Origin of the sequence: Halolamina pelagica, assembly GCF_001307315.1 — an archaeon.
GTDB classification, from domain to species: Archaea; Halobacteriota; Halobacteria; order Halobacteriales; family Haloferacaceae; genus Halolamina; species Halolamina pelagica_B.
This window is the reverse complement of the sequence record NZ_LGUC01000001.1, coordinates 761,014-777,000: the sequence shown is the minus strand read 5'-3', so window position 1 is coordinate 777,000 and position 15,987 is coordinate 761,014. Positions and strand designations below refer to the sequence as shown.

At 68.6% G+C, this 15,987-nt stretch carries 14 protein-coding genes, 1 tRNA gene and 3 pseudogenes; 8 read left to right on the top strand and 10 right to left on the bottom strand.

Features of this window, described 5'->3' with window-relative positions; genetic code table 11:
- Positions 1-5: 5 nt before the first annotated feature.
- The 3 genes and pseudogenes from SY89_RS04140 to SY89_RS04125 all read right to left on the bottom strand — a co-directional run bounded on the left by SY89_RS04140 (position 6) and on the right by SY89_RS04125 (position 3,525).
- The gene (locus SY89_RS04140; protein WP_054583264.1) at positions 6-923 is read right to left on the bottom strand and encodes an ABC transporter permease; all 918 of its coding nucleotides are present in this window, start codon (positions 921-923) and stop codon (positions 6-8) included.
- 70 nt (positions 924-993) lie between these two features.
- A pseudogene (locus tag SY89_RS15705) lies at positions 994-1,875 on the bottom strand (ABC transporter permease); the annotation flags it as partial.
- 12 nt (positions 1,876-1,887) lie between these two features.
- Positions 1,888-3,525 (bottom strand): ABC transporter substrate-binding protein, encoded by a 1,638-nt coding sequence (locus tag SY89_RS04125; RefSeq protein WP_054583261.1) that lies wholly within the window; start codon positions 3,523-3,525, stop codon positions 1,888-1,890.
- A gap of 127 nt (positions 3,526-3,652) precedes the next feature.
- Between SY89_RS04125 and SY89_RS04120 the strand changes: the two genes are divergently transcribed.
- A complete protein-coding gene (locus tag SY89_RS04120; RefSeq protein WP_054583260.1) occupies positions 3,653-3,988 on the top strand; it encodes a 2Fe-2S iron-sulfur cluster-binding protein in 336 nt (111 codons plus the stop codon).
- Positions 3,989-4,041: 53 nt separating this feature from the next.
- On the opposite strand, the gene cutA is transcribed toward SY89_RS04120, so the two are convergent.
- Genes cutA through SY89_RS04105 form a run of 3 tightly spaced genes read right to left on the bottom strand, consistent with a single transcriptional unit; the run spans position 4,042 to position 6,599 of the window.
- Positions 4,042-4,362, bottom strand: coding sequence for a divalent-cation tolerance protein CutA (cutA, locus tag SY89_RS04115; protein ID WP_054583259.1), 321 nt, complete (start codon positions 4,360-4,362; stop codon positions 4,042-4,044).
- A 56-nt stretch (positions 4,363-4,418) separates the two neighbouring features.
- Positions 4,419-5,147: a universal stress protein gene (locus SY89_RS04110; RefSeq protein ID WP_189319107.1), complete on the bottom strand. Its 729-nt coding sequence runs from the start codon at positions 5,145-5,147 to the stop codon at positions 4,419-4,421.
- A 27-nt stretch (positions 5,148-5,174) separates the two neighbouring features.
- Positions 5,175-6,599, bottom strand: coding sequence for an APC family permease (locus tag SY89_RS04105; RefSeq protein WP_054583257.1), 1,425 nt, complete (start codon positions 6,597-6,599; stop codon positions 5,175-5,177).
- Between the two features lie 203 nt (positions 6,600-6,802).
- Here SY89_RS04105 and SY89_RS04100 point away from each other — a divergent pair, with 203 nt between their 5' ends.
- Positions 6,803-7,207, top strand: coding sequence for a hypothetical protein (locus SY89_RS04100; protein WP_054583256.1), 405 nt, complete (start codon positions 6,803-6,805; stop codon positions 7,205-7,207).
- A gap of 492 nt (positions 7,208-7,699) precedes the next feature.
- Positions 7,700-8,409: pseudogene (locus SY89_RS04095) on the top strand (ZIP family metal transporter).
- A gap of 68 nt (positions 8,410-8,477) precedes the next feature.
- Here the strand turns inward: SY89_RS04095 and SY89_RS04090 are convergent.
- Positions 8,478-8,987, bottom strand: coding sequence for an OsmC family protein (locus SY89_RS04090; RefSeq protein ID WP_189319106.1), 510 nt, complete (start codon positions 8,985-8,987; stop codon positions 8,478-8,480).
- Between the two features lie 437 nt (positions 8,988-9,424).
- On the opposite strand from SY89_RS04090, the gene SY89_RS04085 reads away from it, so the two are divergent.
- A complete protein-coding gene (locus SY89_RS04085) occupies positions 9,425-9,916 on the top strand; it encodes a carboxymuconolactone decarboxylase family protein (RefSeq protein WP_189319105.1) in 492 nt (163 codons plus the stop codon).
- A 209-nt stretch (positions 9,917-10,125) separates the two neighbouring features.
- Here SY89_RS04085 and SY89_RS04080 read toward each other — a convergent pair.
- Positions 10,126-10,200, bottom strand: a tRNA-Val gene (locus SY89_RS04080).
- A gap of 175 nt (positions 10,201-10,375) precedes the next feature.
- On the opposite strand from SY89_RS04080, the pseudogene trpD reads away from it, so the two are divergent.
- The 4 genes and pseudogenes from trpD (at position 10,376) to trpG (ending at position 14,315) form a co-directional block, all read left to right on the top strand.
- Positions 10,376-11,384, top strand: a pseudogene (gene trpD, locus SY89_RS04075) (anthranilate phosphoribosyltransferase).
- A complete protein-coding gene (locus SY89_RS04070; protein ID WP_054583253.1) occupies positions 11,384-12,040 on the top strand; it encodes a phosphoribosylanthranilate isomerase in 657 nt (218 codons plus the stop codon). Before trpD ends, SY89_RS04070 begins: the two are co-directional and overlap by 1 nt.
- On the top strand, positions 12,040-13,680 hold the full coding sequence (trpE, locus tag SY89_RS04065; protein ID WP_054583252.1) for an anthranilate synthase component I: 1,641 nt from the start codon (positions 12,040-12,042) through the stop codon (positions 13,678-13,680). Before SY89_RS04070 ends, trpE begins: the two co-directional genes overlap by 1 nt.
- The gene (trpG, locus tag SY89_RS04060) at positions 13,677-14,315 is read left to right on the top strand and encodes an anthranilate synthase component II (RefSeq protein WP_054583251.1); all 639 of its coding nucleotides are present in this window, start codon (positions 13,677-13,679) and stop codon (positions 14,313-14,315) included. The genes trpE and trpG overlap by 4 nt, the downstream gene beginning before the upstream one ends.
- Before the next feature lie 3 nt (positions 14,316-14,318).
- On the opposite strand, the gene SY89_RS04055 is transcribed toward trpG, so the two are convergent.
- Positions 14,319-14,525 (bottom strand): hypothetical protein, encoded by a 207-nt coding sequence (locus SY89_RS04055; protein WP_054583250.1) that lies wholly within the window; start codon positions 14,523-14,525, stop codon positions 14,319-14,321.
- 151 nt (positions 14,526-14,676) lie between these two features.
- Entirely contained in the window at positions 14,677-15,987 is a 1,311-nt protein-coding gene (gene hisS, locus SY89_RS04050) for a histidine--tRNA ligase (RefSeq protein WP_054583249.1), read from the bottom strand.

Here is a 15,987-nt window from a genome sequence, read left to right as displayed (position 1 = left end):
CTGGATCACCTGTTGGGGTCGGTTCGGGGGTCGAGCACGTCGCGCAGGCCGTCACCGAGGAGGTTGAAGCCGAGGACGGCGACGACGATGGCCACGCCGGGGAACACGCTGTACCACCACTCGCCGCTGTCGACGTACCCCTTGCCGACCCGGAGGATCGACCCCCAGGAGGGGGTGGGCGAGGGGACGCCGACGCCGAGGAAGGAGAGCGAGGACTCCAACACGATTGCGAGTGCGGCGGTCACCGTCGCCTGCACGAGGATCGCCGAGAGGCAGAACGGCAGCACGTGGACGAGCACGATCCGGGCGTGGGAGGCGCCGAGCGATCGGGCGACCCGGACGTGCTCCTCCTCGACAACCGAGACCGCGCTGCCGCGGGTGACGCGGGCGAACTGCGGGATGTAGACGATCCCGAGCGCGGCGACGATGTTGGTCAGCGACTGGCCGAACACCGCGACGAGGGTGAGCCCGAGCAGGATCGCGGGGAACGCGAAGATGCTGTCCATCAGGCGCATCAACACGTCGTCGACGCGGCCGCCGACGTAGCCCGCGACCAGCCCGATCGGGACGCCGACGGCGCCGGCGACCAGCGGCGTCGCCACGGCGACCTGGAGCGCGATCCGGGCGCCGTACAGCACCCGCGAGAACAGATCCCGGCCGTAGCGATCGGTGCCGAACGGATGGGCGAGGCTGGGGCTCTGCAGGCGTGCGGGCACGTCGACGACCGCGGGGTCGTAGGGGGCCAGCACCGGCGCCAGCAGCGCGATCACGACGAAGGCGGCCGTGACGAGCAGGCCGCCCACCGCGAGGCGGTTCCGACGGAACCGTCGGACGAACGCCCGGGCGCGGCGGGCCAGCGGCGACTGCGGCCGCGTGGATGGCGTCGTCCCCTCGTCCGCGTCCGACTCGGTCGCGTCGCTCATCGCTCACCCCCAGTTTCGGGTTCAGGTAGAAGTACGCGCCGTCGACGACGATGTTCACCGCGACGAAGAACGTGGTGTAGACGAGCACCACGCCCTGGAGCATGATGTAGTCGCGGCTCTGGATCGCGTCGATCAGCAGCCGGCCCATCCCGGGGATCGAGAACACCGTCTCGACGACGATCGAGCCGCCGAGCAGGTAGCCGAACTGCATCCCGATGACGGTGACGACGGGGATGAAGGCGTTCTTCGTCGCGTGGGTCAGCACCTGCAGTTCGCCGACGCCCTTCATCCGGACGGCGTCGAGGTACTCCCGGCGCAGCTCCTCCAGCAGCTCCGAGCGCAGCATCCGGGTCACGACGGCGGCCATCGCGGTCCCGAGCGTGATCCCCGGCAGCAGGAGGTAGCGAACCCCCGCCACGGGGTCGGAAAGCGGCGAGACGTAGCCCGCGACCGGGAGCCAGTCGAGGTGGACGCCGAACAGCAACAGCAGCACCACGCCCAGCCAGAAGTTCGGGATCGAGACGCCCAGCAGGCCGAAGCCGAGGCCGACGCCGTCGAGCCACTCGCCGCGGTTCGTCGCGCTCAGGAGGCCCGCGGGGATCGCGATCGAGAGCGAGACCAGAAACCCCGCGGCCGTGAGAAACAGCGTCGTCGGGAGCCGCGAGGCGATCGCCCCGCTCACCGCGCGCTCGTCGACGTAGGAGTGGCCCAGGTCGCCCCGGACGGCGTCGGCGACGTAGTCGACGTACTGCACTGGCAGCGGGTCGTCCAGGCCGAGTTCGGCGCGGACCGCCGCCAACTGCTCCGGCGGGGCGTCGGCGCCGAGCATCACGATCGCGGGATCGCCGGGCACGAGCCTGATCAGCCCGAAGATCGCGATCGAGACCAGCGCGAGCACCGGCAGCGCCCAGAGCAGCCGCCGGATCAGGAACGCCTGGAGCCGTGAGACCATTGCCGGGCGTTCTCAGTCCTCCGTCCACATCGTCCAGAACCGCGTGTACGGCAGCAGCCACGGCTGCACGCCGTACACGTCCGCGCGCAGTCCCGCGAGCCCGTCGGCGCGGGCGACCGAGATCCAGGGGCAGTGCTCGTTCACCAGCTGCTCGAACTCGCCGTAGATCTCGACGCGTTCGTCCTGGTCGGTCTCGCTGCGGCCCCGTTCGAGCAGCTCGTACATGCGCTGGGCGTCGGGCTGGTCCTCGCCGTAGTGGCTGAACTGCGTCCCCTCGGGGTGGACGAACCCGTAGTAGTGCCGGTCGGGGTCGATCTTGAACGGGACCGAGAACGCCATCGCGCCGAAGTTGCCGCCGAGGAAGTCGGAGAGCTGGGTCCCCCACTCCAGCACTTCGGTCTCGGCGTCGATGCCCGCGGCCCCGAGCTGGGCGACCAGCAGCTCCGCGGTGGTCTCCATCAGCCCGTAGCGCGTGTTGGTCTTGATCGTCAGCGTCTCGCCGTCGAGGGGGTTGCCCGCGTCGTCGAGGATCTCGCGGGCGCGCTCGGGATCGTGCGTGCGACGGCTGTCGCCGAGGTCGTAGTGCCAGACGCTCTCCTCGGCGTAGGGCTGCCACGCGGCCTGCCCGTAGCCCGAGACCGCGGCCTCGACGATCGCGCTGCGGTCCATCGCGTGGGCGACGGCGCGCCGGACCGCGGGGTCGTCCCACGGCGGCTCGCTGCAGTTGATGTGGAGTTGGCCCCACTGGGTGCCGCGCTGGCGGGAGAGTTTGGTCTCCGCGTCCTCCCGCAGCGTCTCGGCGTCGCTGCCGGAGACGCCCCGGACCATGTCCACGTCGCCCCCACGGAGCGCGGCGACCCGGGAGTCCGCGTCCGGGATCGGGGTGATCTCGACGGCGTCGAGCAGCGGCACGTCGTCCGCGCGGTAGTCGTCGAACGCCGTCAGCGTGAGCTTCTCGCCGGGTTCGTACTCGTCGAACTGGAACGGGCCGGTGCCGACGGGCTCCTGGAAGTCGCCGAGCTCGCCGCCCTGCTCCTCGACGGCCTCCTCGGGGACGATCACCCACGGCACGCGACCGAGGAAGTTGAAGAAGGGCGCGAACGTCTCCGCGAGCGTGAACGTCACCTCGTACTCGCCGGTGGCTTCGACGCTGTCGACGGCGACGAGGTCCGAACCCATCGCGCCGTCCTGGTTCATGCGCTCGAAGGAGTAGACCACGTCGTCGGCGGTCATCGCGCGGTCGACGGGCGCGTGGAAGCGGGCGTCCTCGGTCAGCGTGAACGTGTACGTACGGCCGTCGTCGCCGATCTCCCAGTCGGTCGCCAGCCGGCCGGCCGGCGCGCCGTCCTCGAAGGTGATCAGCGTCTCACAGACGTTGAACACCACCAGCCACGAGACCACACTCTCGGTGCGGTGTGGGTCCAGCCCCGTGAGCTCGGACTCGAAGCCGACCCGGAGCGTCCCGCCCGACTGGGGGCCGCCCGCGGGCGTCGACGCGTCGGTCGGCGTGTCGGACGGGGTCGACGACGAGGTTCCGTCACCCGTCGGCGTGCCCTCGCCGTCAGTACAGCCGGCGAGCGCCGCCGCAGCAGCGCCCCCGACCGCCGTGAGAAACGTTCGTCGATTCGTCGGAGCGTCCTCGCCCTGCATTACTGGAAACGGAGCGGGGGCGCGGGTAAAGCTTCCACGGTACAGAGGCGCCAGCTGGTTCCGGGTCCGAAACGCCGCGTTTCCGGCGGCCCCGGAACTCACATCGGCGGGGACCGAAGGTGACGGTATGTGCGACACGGTACCGGTGACGGTCGTCGACGGTGATGAGCGCTCGACTGTCGACGTCGAACGCGGCCGGACGCTGCGAGACGCACTCCGCGACAACGGCTTCGCGGTGTACGGCAGCGTCTCGAAACACGCCAACTGCGGCGGCCGGGGGCTCTGTGGCACCTGCGGCGTCGAAGTGGCGTCCGCGCCGACGCCGACCCACTGGCATGACGCCGCGGCGGCGCGCTTCGGCTACCCGCGGCTCTCCTGTCGCATCACGGTCGACGAGCCGCTGACGGTCCGGCTCGTCGAGAAGGTGCTGTGGGGACAGCTCCTCCCCGAGCGCTCGGACTGACTGCGTATCCCTGTCGTCTCGGGACGCCGAGTCAGTCGCCCAGGAGCCAGCCGTCAGTCGCCGTCTCGACCCGTGCCGTCGTCGATCCAGTCGAGGTACGCCTCGCTCGCGTCGATCTCGGTGTAGGTGATCCCCGGCAGGTCGTCGTCGTGCATGCCGTCGACGAGTTCGTACAGCAGGTCGAGCTGGTCGCTGGTGGTGAACGCGGTGACCGTCCAGTAGGTGCGCTCGTGGACCGACCCCGCCCAGCGGTAGTGGCTGAGGCCCGAGGTCGTTCGCGTGCCGGCGGCGATACGCTCCTCGACGAGCGTGCGGGAGAGTTCACGGGCGTCGTCCTCGTCGGGGACGCCGATGCTGACGGCGATTGGGGACATGTCGAGGCGGTCGGGCGGAGCCGGCAAAAGTGCGTTGGAGCGCCGTTGCGGGCAGCCTACCGATTGCGGACGACGATCACCGGCGCGACGGCGCCCTCGGCGATGCGCTCGGAGGGGTCGCCGAACAGCGAGGCGAGCAGCCCCGGACCGCCCTCGCCCATCACGATCACGTCGAACTCGCTCGAGCGCTCGATGATGTCCCAGACGGGCGACTCCGCGACCGACACTTCCGTACTGACCTGGTCGTCGGGCAGCCCTCGCTCGGAGAGCGTGTTGCGGGTGTACTCGACGGCCGCCTCGGCGTCGAACTCGTCGCCCTCCTCGGCGAGCCCCCAGAGCGTGACCCGCCGGCTGCCGTCCTCCAGCAGGGTGGCAACGAGGTCGGCGAGTCGGTCGACGTCGATCGCCCCGCGGATCGGGACGATCACCTCCTCGATCTCGCCGACCGGGTTGGGGAGGAGCAGTCCCGTCACCGACTCCTCGGCCGCGACTCGGTCGACCGTCTGGTCGCGGTCGTGGGTGAACGCGATCCGCGTCTCGACTTTGCCGCCGGCGCCGCGGAACGAGTCGGCGATGTCGTCGATGGCCGTTCTGGCCTTCTCCTCGTACTGCATGCTCGCCTGTTCGGTCGGGGTCTGCTCGGGGAGGTCGTGGTAGCCGAGCAACACCACCTCCGCGGGCGCGAGAAACTCGACGAGCGACGCCGAGATCGACTCTCCTTCGAGCACCTCGATCGGGATGAGGAGCCGCGGCGGTTCGCGGATCGTGTGTGAATCAGTGGTCATGGGTGTCTCCGAACGCTCGTCGGCCATCTACAGCGCCCCCTTGAGCCGTACATCGCCCGCGTAGTACTTGTACCACCCGGCGGCAGCGATCATGATGGCGACGCCGATGATCTGCGATTCGCGTTGCATGAACGCGATGAGCCCGAAGCTCGCGACCGCGCCCGTGCCGGCGACGGCGCGATGGGCCGGCACCTGGAAATCGGGGTCGTACCACTCGGGCTCGTCGCGACGCATCGCGATCAGTGCCACGCACATCAGCCCGTACATGACCAGGTGGAGGAACGAGGCCACCTCAGCGAGCACCTCCACCCGGCCGAAGGCGACCAACACCAGCACGGGCCCGCCAGCCATCGACAGCGCGATGTGGGGCGTGCCGTACTGGAGGTTCACGCGACTCGCCATCGTCGGCAGCAGCGCGTCCTTGCTCACCGCGAACACCGCCCGCGAAGTGGAGAGAACCGACGCGTTCGCGCTCGATACCGTCGCGAGCAGCCCGCCGAGCAGGATGGCCATCGCCCCGGCGTCGCCGACGAACGCCCGCGCCACTTCGACCATGGCCGTCTCGCCGAACGTTGCGAGGCGCCCGCTTCCGAACGCGCTCGTCGCGACGAAGATGGTGGCGACGTAGAGCACGGCGACAGTCAGCACCGAGCCGACCATCGCCAGCGGGAGGTTCCGCCCCGGGTCCTTGATGTCGCCGGCGACCGTCGCCACCTGCGCGAAGCCGAGGTAGGAGGTGAACACCAGCGCCGCGGTCGTGAACACCGGCATCACCCCGAACGGCAGGAACTGCTCGGGCGTGCTCTCCGACCCGAACACCCCCAGTACGTCGAGGCCGCCGTAGCTCAGAAACACCACGAGGATCGTCAACAGCAGCCCGACGACGTAGTTCTGGAGCTTCGCCGCGTTCTCGGTCCCGACGAGGTTGACCACGGTGAGGACGACGCCGAACAGGAGCGCCAACGTGCCCACGATCGGGAGGCCGGCGACGTTGACCCCGGCCTCCGACAGCAGCGCGGCGGCGTAGCTGCCGAAGCTGACGAGGTAGAACGCGGTGGCGAACACCAGCCCCAGCCAGATGCTGATACCGACGACGGCGCCCGGGAGCGTGCCGAGTGCACGCGAGATGTAGTAGTAGCCGCCGCCGGATTTCGGCATCGCCGTCGCCAGCTCCGACGCCGGGAGCGCCACCAGGAGGGCGATAACGGCGCCGATCGCGAACGAGGCGGCCGCCGCCGGCCCCGCATCCCCGGCGGCGAGCCCCGGAAACACGAAGATCCCGGCGCCGATCATCGTCCCGATCCCGATCGACAGTCCCCCGGTGAGGCCGATTGAGCGTTCGAGCTCCGACCCCTCCTCGGTGACTGTCGTCTCCCCGTCACCGCTCGTCGACGCCTCTTCGGGTTCGTCGCCAGCCCTGTTTTGCCCACCGGCCTCGTCGCTCGTGCCCATGTGTACTCGTGTCACTCGGAGAGGTAGCCGGATAAACCTCCGCCCGCCAGGAGCCGCTCCAAGCCGGTCCGGCACACGGTTTGGTCAGCCCGAAGTCGACGACCCCCGCAGCTGGCGGTACGCCTGCGCCTCTCGAAAAACGGCGAGAGGGGCGCCGAAGCAGGGAGTAAACCTATATATGAGTACCCCAACAATTCCGGGCTATGGGCGACGTGGCCGTTCGTGTCGAGAACGCGAAGGCGGTGATCGACAGGTGGAACACCGTGTTTACGGCGCTATCGGCGGAGCCACGGCGCCAGCTCGTCGTCTCCCTCTCGGACGCGCCACCCGGGGAGACCGTCGCACTTCCGGAGAGCGCCCGTAATCCGAACGTCCCGATAGTGCTGGCTGAGTTTCGGCTCCGACTGCGACACGTTCACCTTCCGCTGTTGGCCGACTGTGGGTTCATCGAGTGGCAGCGGGAGCCATTCGTCGCCGCCCGCGGTCCGCAGTTCGACGAGATCGCGATCGTCCTCGAGTCGCTGCAGCGAACGGCGGGCGACGTTCCGGATTCGCTCGTGGTCGGCTGCCAGCGCCTCGAACGGGAACGACAGTCGCGTCGGCGATAACCCTCGCGGGAGCGTCGTCGACCCTCCTGGCCCCCGAGCGCGACCGAGATATGGGAGCCCACGGCCGATCCACAACCCCGTTCGTAAACCGCCGACGCCGCGAACGCCGTCTCCTCGAACCTCGTGTGTTGCTTGACCCGTGCATTCCCCTATCTTGCTGGTCTGTAGCGGACCACTTTCGGTGAGCGGGGAAGGCCCTCGCCATGACTGGCTAACTACGCCGTACTGCTGCGGTCCACAGTTCACAAACACGGCCGTCCGTGCTAGGCAAGAAGCGGCACGGAACGTTTATTAACTTATGTAGTATAGTTATTAGTGTACAATAGTGCTCGGGAGTACCCTTCGCTCAGAAGTGACGAGTCGGACGGCGACCGATCGGGACGGATCATCGGGGTGGCCGGGGTGGTGGCCTTGACCGTCCTCTCTGTAGCCGCGACGCTCACCGGTGTCAACTGGAAGCTCGTGGCGATATCGTGGACGGCGTTTGCGGCGATGGCCATCGGTGCGCCACTTGGCGCACGTGCAGTGCGGAGCAGCCACCCGCTGGAGCCTGTTTGGGGTACGGGCTGGCCAGCGGCGCGATGGTGACCAGCGCCGCGCTCTTTCTGATACCGCAGGCTCTCGGCCAGCACGGCCGCCTCGGGAGTTTGGGGATAGCGATCGGCTTCCTCGGCGGATACGTCGGCCACACGATCGGCCACCGCTTCACCCATCTGGACTTGCCCGTCGATCATACCGCGACGGAGCTGACGATCCACGCGCTCTCGGCCGGGGCGATCATCGGGGCGATCTACACGGCGATGCCCTCGCTCACCTCCATCCTCGGGATCGCCTTGATCTCGCACAAGGCACCCGCGGGGTATGCCGCGGCCCGCCGCCTCGCCGAGCGCGGGGAGTCAGTTACGACCCTGCTGTTGCCCGCAGCGGCGGTCGGCCTCGTGGCTCTCCCGGTGGGTATCGTCGGTATTTCGCCAGGGGGCGAGCTTCGCGGGCTCCTGTTCGGCGTCGCAGCCGGTGTGTTCCTCCACGTCGCCGTCGATCTGCTGCCCGAGTGTACCACGGGGAGCGAGACGTGTCCGGTCGACGCCGCGGATCACGACGTCGACGTCCACCAGTTACAGGATCGGCTCCGCCGACACGCCGCCCTGAGTTCGATCCTCGGCGGCGTCGCAGTCGTCATCGCGTGGTCGCTCGTGATCTGACGCCGGCGGCGGGGTTCACTCACCTCAGTCGTCGCCACTCGATGGGGTTCAGTGCCGACGCGAGACGACTACTGTTCGTGCTCGATAGCGACGGTGATTTCGTTCTCGAGGGTATCGAGAAGTGGGGACCGCTCGCGGGCCACCTGCTTGAGCTCCTCGAGCTGCTCGGTCGAGGCCGGCGACTCGATGTTTGCGGTACACTCGATCGACTCGAACCCCGGGCGGACGTCGTCACCGAGACCGAGGAGGCCACGCATATCCACACCGCCCTCGAACTCGAAGCGCATCTCCGAGAGTTCGATGCCCATCTCGGCACCGTGGGCGGCGTACGTAATCGTGAGGCAGGTGCCGATAGAGCCGAGTAGCTGCTCGAGGGCGTTGGGCCCATCCCGGTGTCCGAACAGCGCACCCTCCATCGTGAATTCGGGCGAGGAAACCATCTCCCCACCTTTCTCGATGTCGCTCACCGACGTGGTACACGTCGTCCCGCCTGTCCACTCCGTCTCGGCGAAAAAGCGAAATTGGGCGTTGTCAGCGTCCGACTGTGCGGCAGCAGTGAGTCCTTCGAACTTCTCCATATCGACTCCGTTTTCGATAGTCATCGTGGGAATCGCCATTGCTGTGGACGGACAGCCCCGCACTAAGAGGAAGGGTTCCCCCCATTATCCACGATTGATGCACAGTCGACAGCCCACACCGCAAGTCGGTGCGCCGCGGCTTCAACGGCGCTGTGCTCGTGGTTTGGTCGGCGGTCCGGCGTGGGGGTAACGACAATATTGGCAGATTGTTGGCGCTGATGAACGCCTCCGGATCTGACACCGAAAGAGGGAGGACAGTATTGCCACGAAACGACAATCCCGCCGCGCTCGATTGACTGGCGAAACCAACAACCACAATCGATTTACAACGAAGAGTGGAACGAAAAGACGACATGGGAGCCGAAAACCCCGCCGACAGCGAGTTCCAGAAAAAGACGTTCACGCCCCGGTCGTTGGCGAGTGGAACTGTCCGATTCGTGCAAACCCTTCCCCGACTCGTTCGCGCCAAGCGCGCCGACAGAGTCAGCGACGCGTTCGCCGAGAAGATTATGCTGGCGGTCACGGCGGTCAACGAGTGCCAGTACTGCACCCGGTATCACACCGACCTCGCACAGGAGACAGGCGTCGACCGTGAGACCATCACCACCATCCTCGAAAACGACGTCGAGTCGGCTGTCGACGACGACGAGCTCCCTGCTCTGCAGTTCGCCCAGCGATACGCCGAGACGAACGAAGATCCCGGCCGGGAAGCGGTGGCAGCGTTACGACGTACCTACGGGGACGCGATGGCCGCCGACGTGCAGGCGTTCGTCCGGGCCATATACTTCGGCAACCTACTCGGGAACACCTACGACGGTGTTCGGTTCGCAGCCGCTCGACGTGTGGAAGCCGCACGAACGGCGACGCAGCAGCTCGCTTCCCGTATCAGTTATCGCCTCGGTCGGCTGCGGGAGCGGTGTCCAATATAGCGGCGTGTGACACAGTCGCGGGCGTTGGGGGTGAGGTCACCATCGCGGTTCCCGGCTCGATGCGTTCTTCGACGTCGTTCGGAACGCCTGCCTGACCGGCTGAGACGGTGAGTTCAGAACCGGAAACAGCCCGCCGATATCGGGTCAGCGGGGGAGCAGAAAGACGACGATAGCTCTGGAGTATCCTTGTAAAACGTGAACGGCGAGAATGGGTTGGGGCGGATTTGAACCGCCGGCCTCCTCCATGTCAAGGAGGTGTCATAACCGGACTAGACTACCAACCCGACCGGGCTTACTTCGCACTCACAGATACCCCGCGGGCTTAGTTGAAGCTTTCGAAAGTCGGCTCCGGCAGGTGATTCAGCGCCGCCGCCGTGTGCTCCAGTCTCGCGACAGCCTTAAGTCGATGAACAAAGTTGTACACTATACACCCAATCCGTACATTCGGATCCCCCATCCATGCAGGAACTCATCCGACGCGTGACAGACGGCGAGGACCTGAGCGTCGACGAGGCCCGTGCGGCCGCGACGCTGGTCTTCGAGGAGGCGACGGAGGCACAGATCGGCGCGCTGCTGTCCGCACTTCGGGCCAAAGGCGAGACCGAGGCCGAGATCGCCGGCTTCGCCCAGGGGATGCGCGACGCCGCGCGCACCATCGACCCCGACGGCGGGCCGCTGGTCGACACCTGCGGCACCGGCGGCGACGACTACAGCACGATCAACGTCTCCACGACCAGCGCCATCGTCGCCGCCGGGGCGGGCGTCGCCGTCGCCAAGCACGGCAACTACTCGGTCTCCTCCTCCTCGGGGAGCGCCGACGTGCTCGAAGTGGCCGGCGCCGACGTCGAGGCCGAACCCCCGCCGTCGAGGACGCGATCGAGCGCGACGACATCGGCTTCATGCTCGCGCCCGTGTTCCATCCCGCGATGAAGGCCGTCATCGGCCCGCGCAAAGAGCTCGGGATGCGGACGATCTTCAACGTGCTCGGGCCGCTGACCAACCCCGCGGGCGCCGACGCGCAGGTGCTCGGCGTCTACAGCGAGGAGCTGGTGCCCCTGGTCGCGAACGCGCTGACCCATATGCCCGTCGAGCACGCGCTGGTCGTCCACGGCGACGGCATGGACGAGATCGCGCTCCACGGGCCGACGACGGTCGCGGAAGTCGAAGGCGAAGAGGTTACCGAGTACACCCTCACCCCGGACGACCTGGGGCTCGACAGCGCGCCCGTCGACGCCATCGCCGGCGGCACCCCCAAGAGAACGCCGAGGACCTCCGCGGGATCGTCACCGGCGACGTGACCGGGCCGAAACGGGACGTGATCCTCGCCAACGCCGGCGCCGCGATCTACGTCGCCGGGCTCGCCGACGATCTCCGGGAGGGCGTCAAGACGGCCGCCCAGTCCATCGACGACGGCGCGGCGGCCGAGAAGTTCGACGCGCTCTGTGGCGAGCCGGTCGAGGCGGAGTGATGGTTCGAACGAAGCTCTGTGGGCTGGGCACCGACGCGGACGTGCGTGCCGCCGTCGACGCGGGCGCCGACGCGCTGGGGTTCATCACCGACGTCGGCGTCGACACGCCGCGGGAAGTGATCCCCGAGCGCGCAGCGACGCTGGCTGCGTCGGTGCCGCCGTTCGTCACGACCGTCGCCGTCACGATCCCCGAGAGCGTCGGTGGGGCCGTCGACGTGGCCGACCGCGTCGACCCCGACGCGCTCCAGATCCACGGCGAGTTCAGCCCCGACGAGGTGCGTGAGATCCGCGAGCGTGCGGGCGTCGACGTGATCGTCGCCCTCGACGCCGACGAACCCGACCGGGCGCGCGATCTCGACGGCGCCGCGGACGCGCTGCTGGTCGACTCCCTGAGCGACGATGGCGCCGGCGGCACGGGCGAGACCCACGACTGGGCCGCGACCCGCGAGCTTCGCGAGGCGCTGTCGACGCCGCTAGTGCTCGCTGGCGGGCTCACACCCAAGAACGTCGCTGCGGCCGTCGAGACCGTCGACCCCTTCGCCGTCGACGTGGCAAGCGGCGTCGAGCGCGCCGACGAACCGGGGCGGAAAGCCCACGACGCTCTCCGGGCGTTCGTTCGCGAAGCCAGTCGGACGGCCGAGACGGGGACCGCCTGATGCCGGCGTTCGACCACTCTCGAGACGAGTTCGAGGCGCTGCTCGCCGAGGCCGACGGCCCCGCCGTCGCGCGACTCACCGCGACGCTCGACGTGGACACCGAGCCGCTGTCGGCGTACGCCGCGCTCTCGGACCGCAGCGACCACACGTTCCTGCTCGAAAGCGCCGAGAAAGTGGCATCCAGCGACCCGGCGGGCGCGTTCGCCCCCGCGGACGGCCACACCGATCCGGCCGCCGGCGACGGCGACGCCGACCGCCACGCGCGTTTCTCCTTCGTCGGCTACGACCCGGAGGCGCTGGTCTCGGTGTACCCCGACCGGACCGAAGTCCAGGGGTTCGGCCCCGCGGCGCGCTTCCTCGACGGGGTCGACGCCGCGGCGGGCGCGGAAGTCGGCGCCTGCGGAACCGAACTCGACGACCCCGACACGCTGGATCGGCTGCGACTCGCGCTCCCGGACGTGGAGCGCGTCGGCTTCGAGGCGAGCGACCGCCAGCGGCTCGACGGCGGGCTGGTCGGCTTCCTGGCGTACGACGCCGTCTACGACCTCCACCTCGCGGAGGTGGGCGTCGACAGGCCCGACCCCGTCGTCCCCGACGCACAGTTCGTGCTCACGACCCGGACCCTCGCCTTCGACGACCGCGAGGGCACCGTGGAGCTGGTGTTCACGCCGGTCGTCGCCGCGGGCGACGACGCCGGCGCGGTGTACGACCGACTCGTCGCCGAAGCGGAGTCCGTCGCCGCCGATCTCGCAGTCGCCAGCACGCCCGATCCCGGTGGGTTCGACCGCGAGCGCGCGACCGCCGGCGCCCGCGAGGAGTACGAGGCCGCGGTGGCCGAGATGCAGGAACACGTCCTCGACGGCGACGTGTACCAGGGCGTGGTCTCCCGCAGCCACGAGATCGAGGGCGATCTCGATGCGCTCGGCCTGTACGAGTCGCTGCGGGAGGTCAACCCCTCGCCGTACATGTACCTGCTCTCCTTCGGGAACCGCTCGGTCGTCGGCGCCAGCCCGGAGACGCTGGTCTCGGTGACGGGCGAGCGCGTCGTCTCGAACCCCATCGCGGGCACCTCCGCCCGCGGCGCCAGCCCCGTCGAGGACCGCCGCCTCGCGGGCGAACTGCTCGCCGACGACAAGGAGCGCGCCGAGCACACGATGCTGGTCGACCTCGCCAGAAACGACGTGCGGCAGGTCTCTCGACAGGGCAGCGTGCGCGTCGAGGAGTTCATGAACGTGCTCAAGTACAGCCACGTCCAGCATATCGAGTCCACCGTCACCGGACGGCTCGCACCGGATTTCGACGGGTTCGACGCCACCCGGGCGGCGTTCCCCGCCGGCACGCTCACGGGCGCGCCCAAAGTCCGGGCGATGGAGCTGCTCGACGAGCTCGAAGTCGAGCCGCGGGGCGTCTACGGCGGCGGCGTCGGCTACTTCTCCTGGACCGGCGACGCCGACACGGCGATCGTGATCCGGACCGCGACGGTCGAACACGGCGACGGCGACGAGTCGGACGCGGTTCGGGTCCGTGCGGGTGCGGGCGTCGTCGCCGACAGCGACCCCGAAAGCGAGTACGAGGAAACCGAACAGAAAGTCCGCGGCGTGTTGGACGCGCTGGAACGGATCGAAGGAGGTGACCCATGAGCACGCCGACGGCGGCGGCCGACGAATCGCCGACGGTGCTGTTCGTCGACAACTTCGACTCGTTCACGTACAACCTCGTCGAGTACGTCGGCGAGGGCGCACCCGACGCCGAGGTGGTCGTCCTGCGGAACACGGCCTCGCTCGAGCAGGTCGAGGAGATCGACCCGGACGCGGTCGTCATCAGTCCCGGCCCGGGCCACCCCAAGAACGAGCGCGACGTCGGCCTGACGATGGACGTGCTCCGCGAGGTCAGCCCCGACGTTCCGACGCTCGGGGTCTGTCTCGGCCTCGAAGCCGCCGTCTACGAGTACGGCGGCGAGGTCGGTCACGCCCCACGGCCGATCCACGGGAAGGCGTTTCCGGTCGAGCACGACGGCGAGGGCGTGTACGAGGGGCTCGAACAAGGGTTCCAGGCCGGTCGCTACCACTCGCTGGTCGCGACCGACGTTCCGGGCGCGTTCACGGTGACGGCGACGACCGTCGACGACCCCGAGGACGGCGACGCCGAAGAGCTAGTGATGGGCGTCCGCCACCGGGAGCACCCCATCGAGTGCGTGCAGTTCCACCCCGAGTCGGTGTTGACGGCGGTGGGCCACGACGTGATCGGGAACTTCCTCGACGGCGCGCTGGAGTAGCTGTCAGCCCAGAACCGTACTCACCAGCCAGAGCGCGCCAATCACGACCGAGGCGATCAGCACCAGCTTCCACGCGATGCTGAGGACCACCCGGCCGACGACGATAACGACGGCGATCGCCAGCAGGACCAGAAGCGCCTGCCCGAGCATCCCCTCCCCCATCGGAAGCTGCAGGAGCGCCAGCGACGCTGACGGTAGTGTGGTGGACATACCCCGAGGTGGGCCGGCCGGCAGCATAACTCTGGGGGCCGAACTCAAGTAGGAAGACGGGACCACCCCCTGTGTGCGGTGAATCCAGCGCGTCGGGGCCGAGGCGGGAGCGCGACGACCCCCGGCGCGTCGCTGTCGTCGCCTGTTCGCCCTACGCGAAGTCCTCGTAGCGTGGCTGCTCGCGATCGCCAGGGAACTCGTCGACGGGCACGGTGGTCTGATCCCCGCTCTGCATCTCCTTGATCGTGACCTCGTCGTTTGCGAGGTCCTGTTCACCCACGATGACGACCGTCTCGGCGTTGATCGAGTCGGCGTAGCCCATCTGGGCGCCGAAGCTCCGGGCCGACACGTCGGTCTCGACGACGTTCCCGGCCGCCCGAAGCTCGCGGGCGATTCGGGACGCCACAGCGCGGGTATCGCCGACCGTCAGGACGTAGTAGTCCGTCGATATCTCCTCCTCGGGGAACACGCCGGCTTCCTGCAGCAGCAGCGGCAGCGTCGAGTTCATCACGCCCGGGGCGACGCCGACAGCGGGGGTGGGCTGGCCGCCGAAGGACTCGATCAGGTCGTCGTAGCGGCCGCCGCCGAAGATCGCTCGGGAGACCCGATCCTGAGTGTCGAAACACTCGAACACGACGCCGGTGTAGTAGTCGAGCCCCCGAGCCGTCCGGAGGGAGACCTCACAGTGGTCGCGGACGCCGAAGTCCTCGGTCGCCGCCAGCACGGCCTGCAAGTTCTCGACGGCGGCAGTCAGCGTCGGCCGGTCGACCTCCGCCAGCAGCGCGTCCAGATCCTCGTTCCCGGCCGCGAGGAGGTCGTCGAACGCTTCGGCGTCCTCGATCGAGAGCCCGGCGTCGGCCAACAGCCCGAGGTACTCCGCGCGGTCGACCTTCTCGCTCTTGTCGACCGCCCGGATCGCCGCCTGCACGTCGACGTCCTCGTCGAACGAGCGGAGGAGTTCGCCAAGGATGTCCCGGTGGGAGACCCGGAACTCGAACTCCGAAGCGGGCAGCCCCAGCTCCGACAGCGTGTCGGCGGCGAACGCGAGGATCTCGGCGTCGGCTTCGGGCGCCTCGGAGCCGAAGATGTCGACGTTGGTCTGGTAGAACTCCCGGAAGCGGCCCTGCTGGACCTGCTCGTAGCGCCAGAACGGCCGCGTCGAGAACCACTTGATCGGCTTCGAGAGCGCCTGCTGTTTGGCGACCACCATGCGCGCGACCGTCGGCGTGAGCTCCGGCGTGAGCGTCACGTCGCGACCACCCTTGTCGGTGAAGTTGTACAGCTCCTCGACGATCTCCTCGCCGGACTTGTCGACGTACATCCCCACGTCCTCCAGTGCGGGCGTGGCGATCTCGCGGAACCCGTAGCGCCGGGCTACCGACTCGGTCGTGTCGATGACCTCACGGCGGGCGGCCATCTCGCCGGGGTAGAAATCCTTGAACCCCTTCAGGCGGTCGTACAT

What these genes read in the sequence shown, in the direction of transcription:
- SY89_RS04140 (WP_054583264.1), bottom strand. Translation starts at nt 923, where the DNA reads ATGAGCGACGCGACCGAGTCGGACGCGGACGAGGGGACGACGCCATCC.
- SY89_RS04125 (WP_054583261.1), bottom strand. Translation starts at nt 3,525, where the DNA reads ATGCAGGGCGAGGACGCTCCGACGAATCGACGAACGTTTCTCACGGCG.
- SY89_RS04120 (WP_054583260.1), top strand. Translation starts at nt 3,653, where the DNA reads ATGTGCGACACGGTACCGGTGACGGTCGTCGACGGTGATGAGCGCTCG.
- cutA (WP_054583259.1), bottom strand. Translation starts at nt 4,362, where the DNA reads ATGTCCCCAATCGCCGTCAGCATCGGCGTCCCCGACGAGGACGACGCC.
- SY89_RS04110 (WP_189319107.1), bottom strand. Translation starts at nt 5,147, where the DNA reads ATGACCACTGATTCACACACGATCCGCGAACCGCCGCGGCTCCTCATC.
- SY89_RS04105 (WP_054583257.1), bottom strand. Translation starts at nt 6,599, where the DNA reads ATGGGCACGAGCGACGAGGCCGGTGGGCAAAACAGGGCTGGCGACGAA.
- SY89_RS04100 (WP_054583256.1), top strand. Translation starts at nt 6,803, where the DNA reads ATGGGCGACGTGGCCGTTCGTGTCGAGAACGCGAAGGCGGTGATCGAC.
- SY89_RS04090 (WP_189319106.1), bottom strand. Translation starts at nt 8,987, where the DNA reads ATGGAGAAGTTCGAAGGACTCACTGCTGCCGCACAGTCGGACGCTGAC.
- SY89_RS04070 (WP_054583253.1), top strand. Translation starts at nt 11,384, where the DNA reads ATGGTTCGAACGAAGCTCTGTGGGCTGGGCACCGACGCGGACGTGCGT.
- trpE (WP_054583252.1), top strand. Translation starts at nt 12,040, where the DNA reads ATGCCGGCGTTCGACCACTCTCGAGACGAGTTCGAGGCGCTGCTCGCC.
- trpG (WP_054583251.1), top strand. Translation starts at nt 13,677, where the DNA reads ATGAGCACGCCGACGGCGGCGGCCGACGAATCGCCGACGGTGCTGTTC.
- SY89_RS04055 (WP_054583250.1), bottom strand. Translation starts at nt 14,525, where the DNA reads ATGTCCACCACACTACCGTCAGCGTCGCTGGCGCTCCTGCAGCTTCCG.
- hisS (WP_054583249.1), bottom strand. Translation starts at nt 15,987, where the DNA reads ATGTACGACCGCCTGAAGGGGTTCAAGGATTTCTACCCCGGCGAGATG.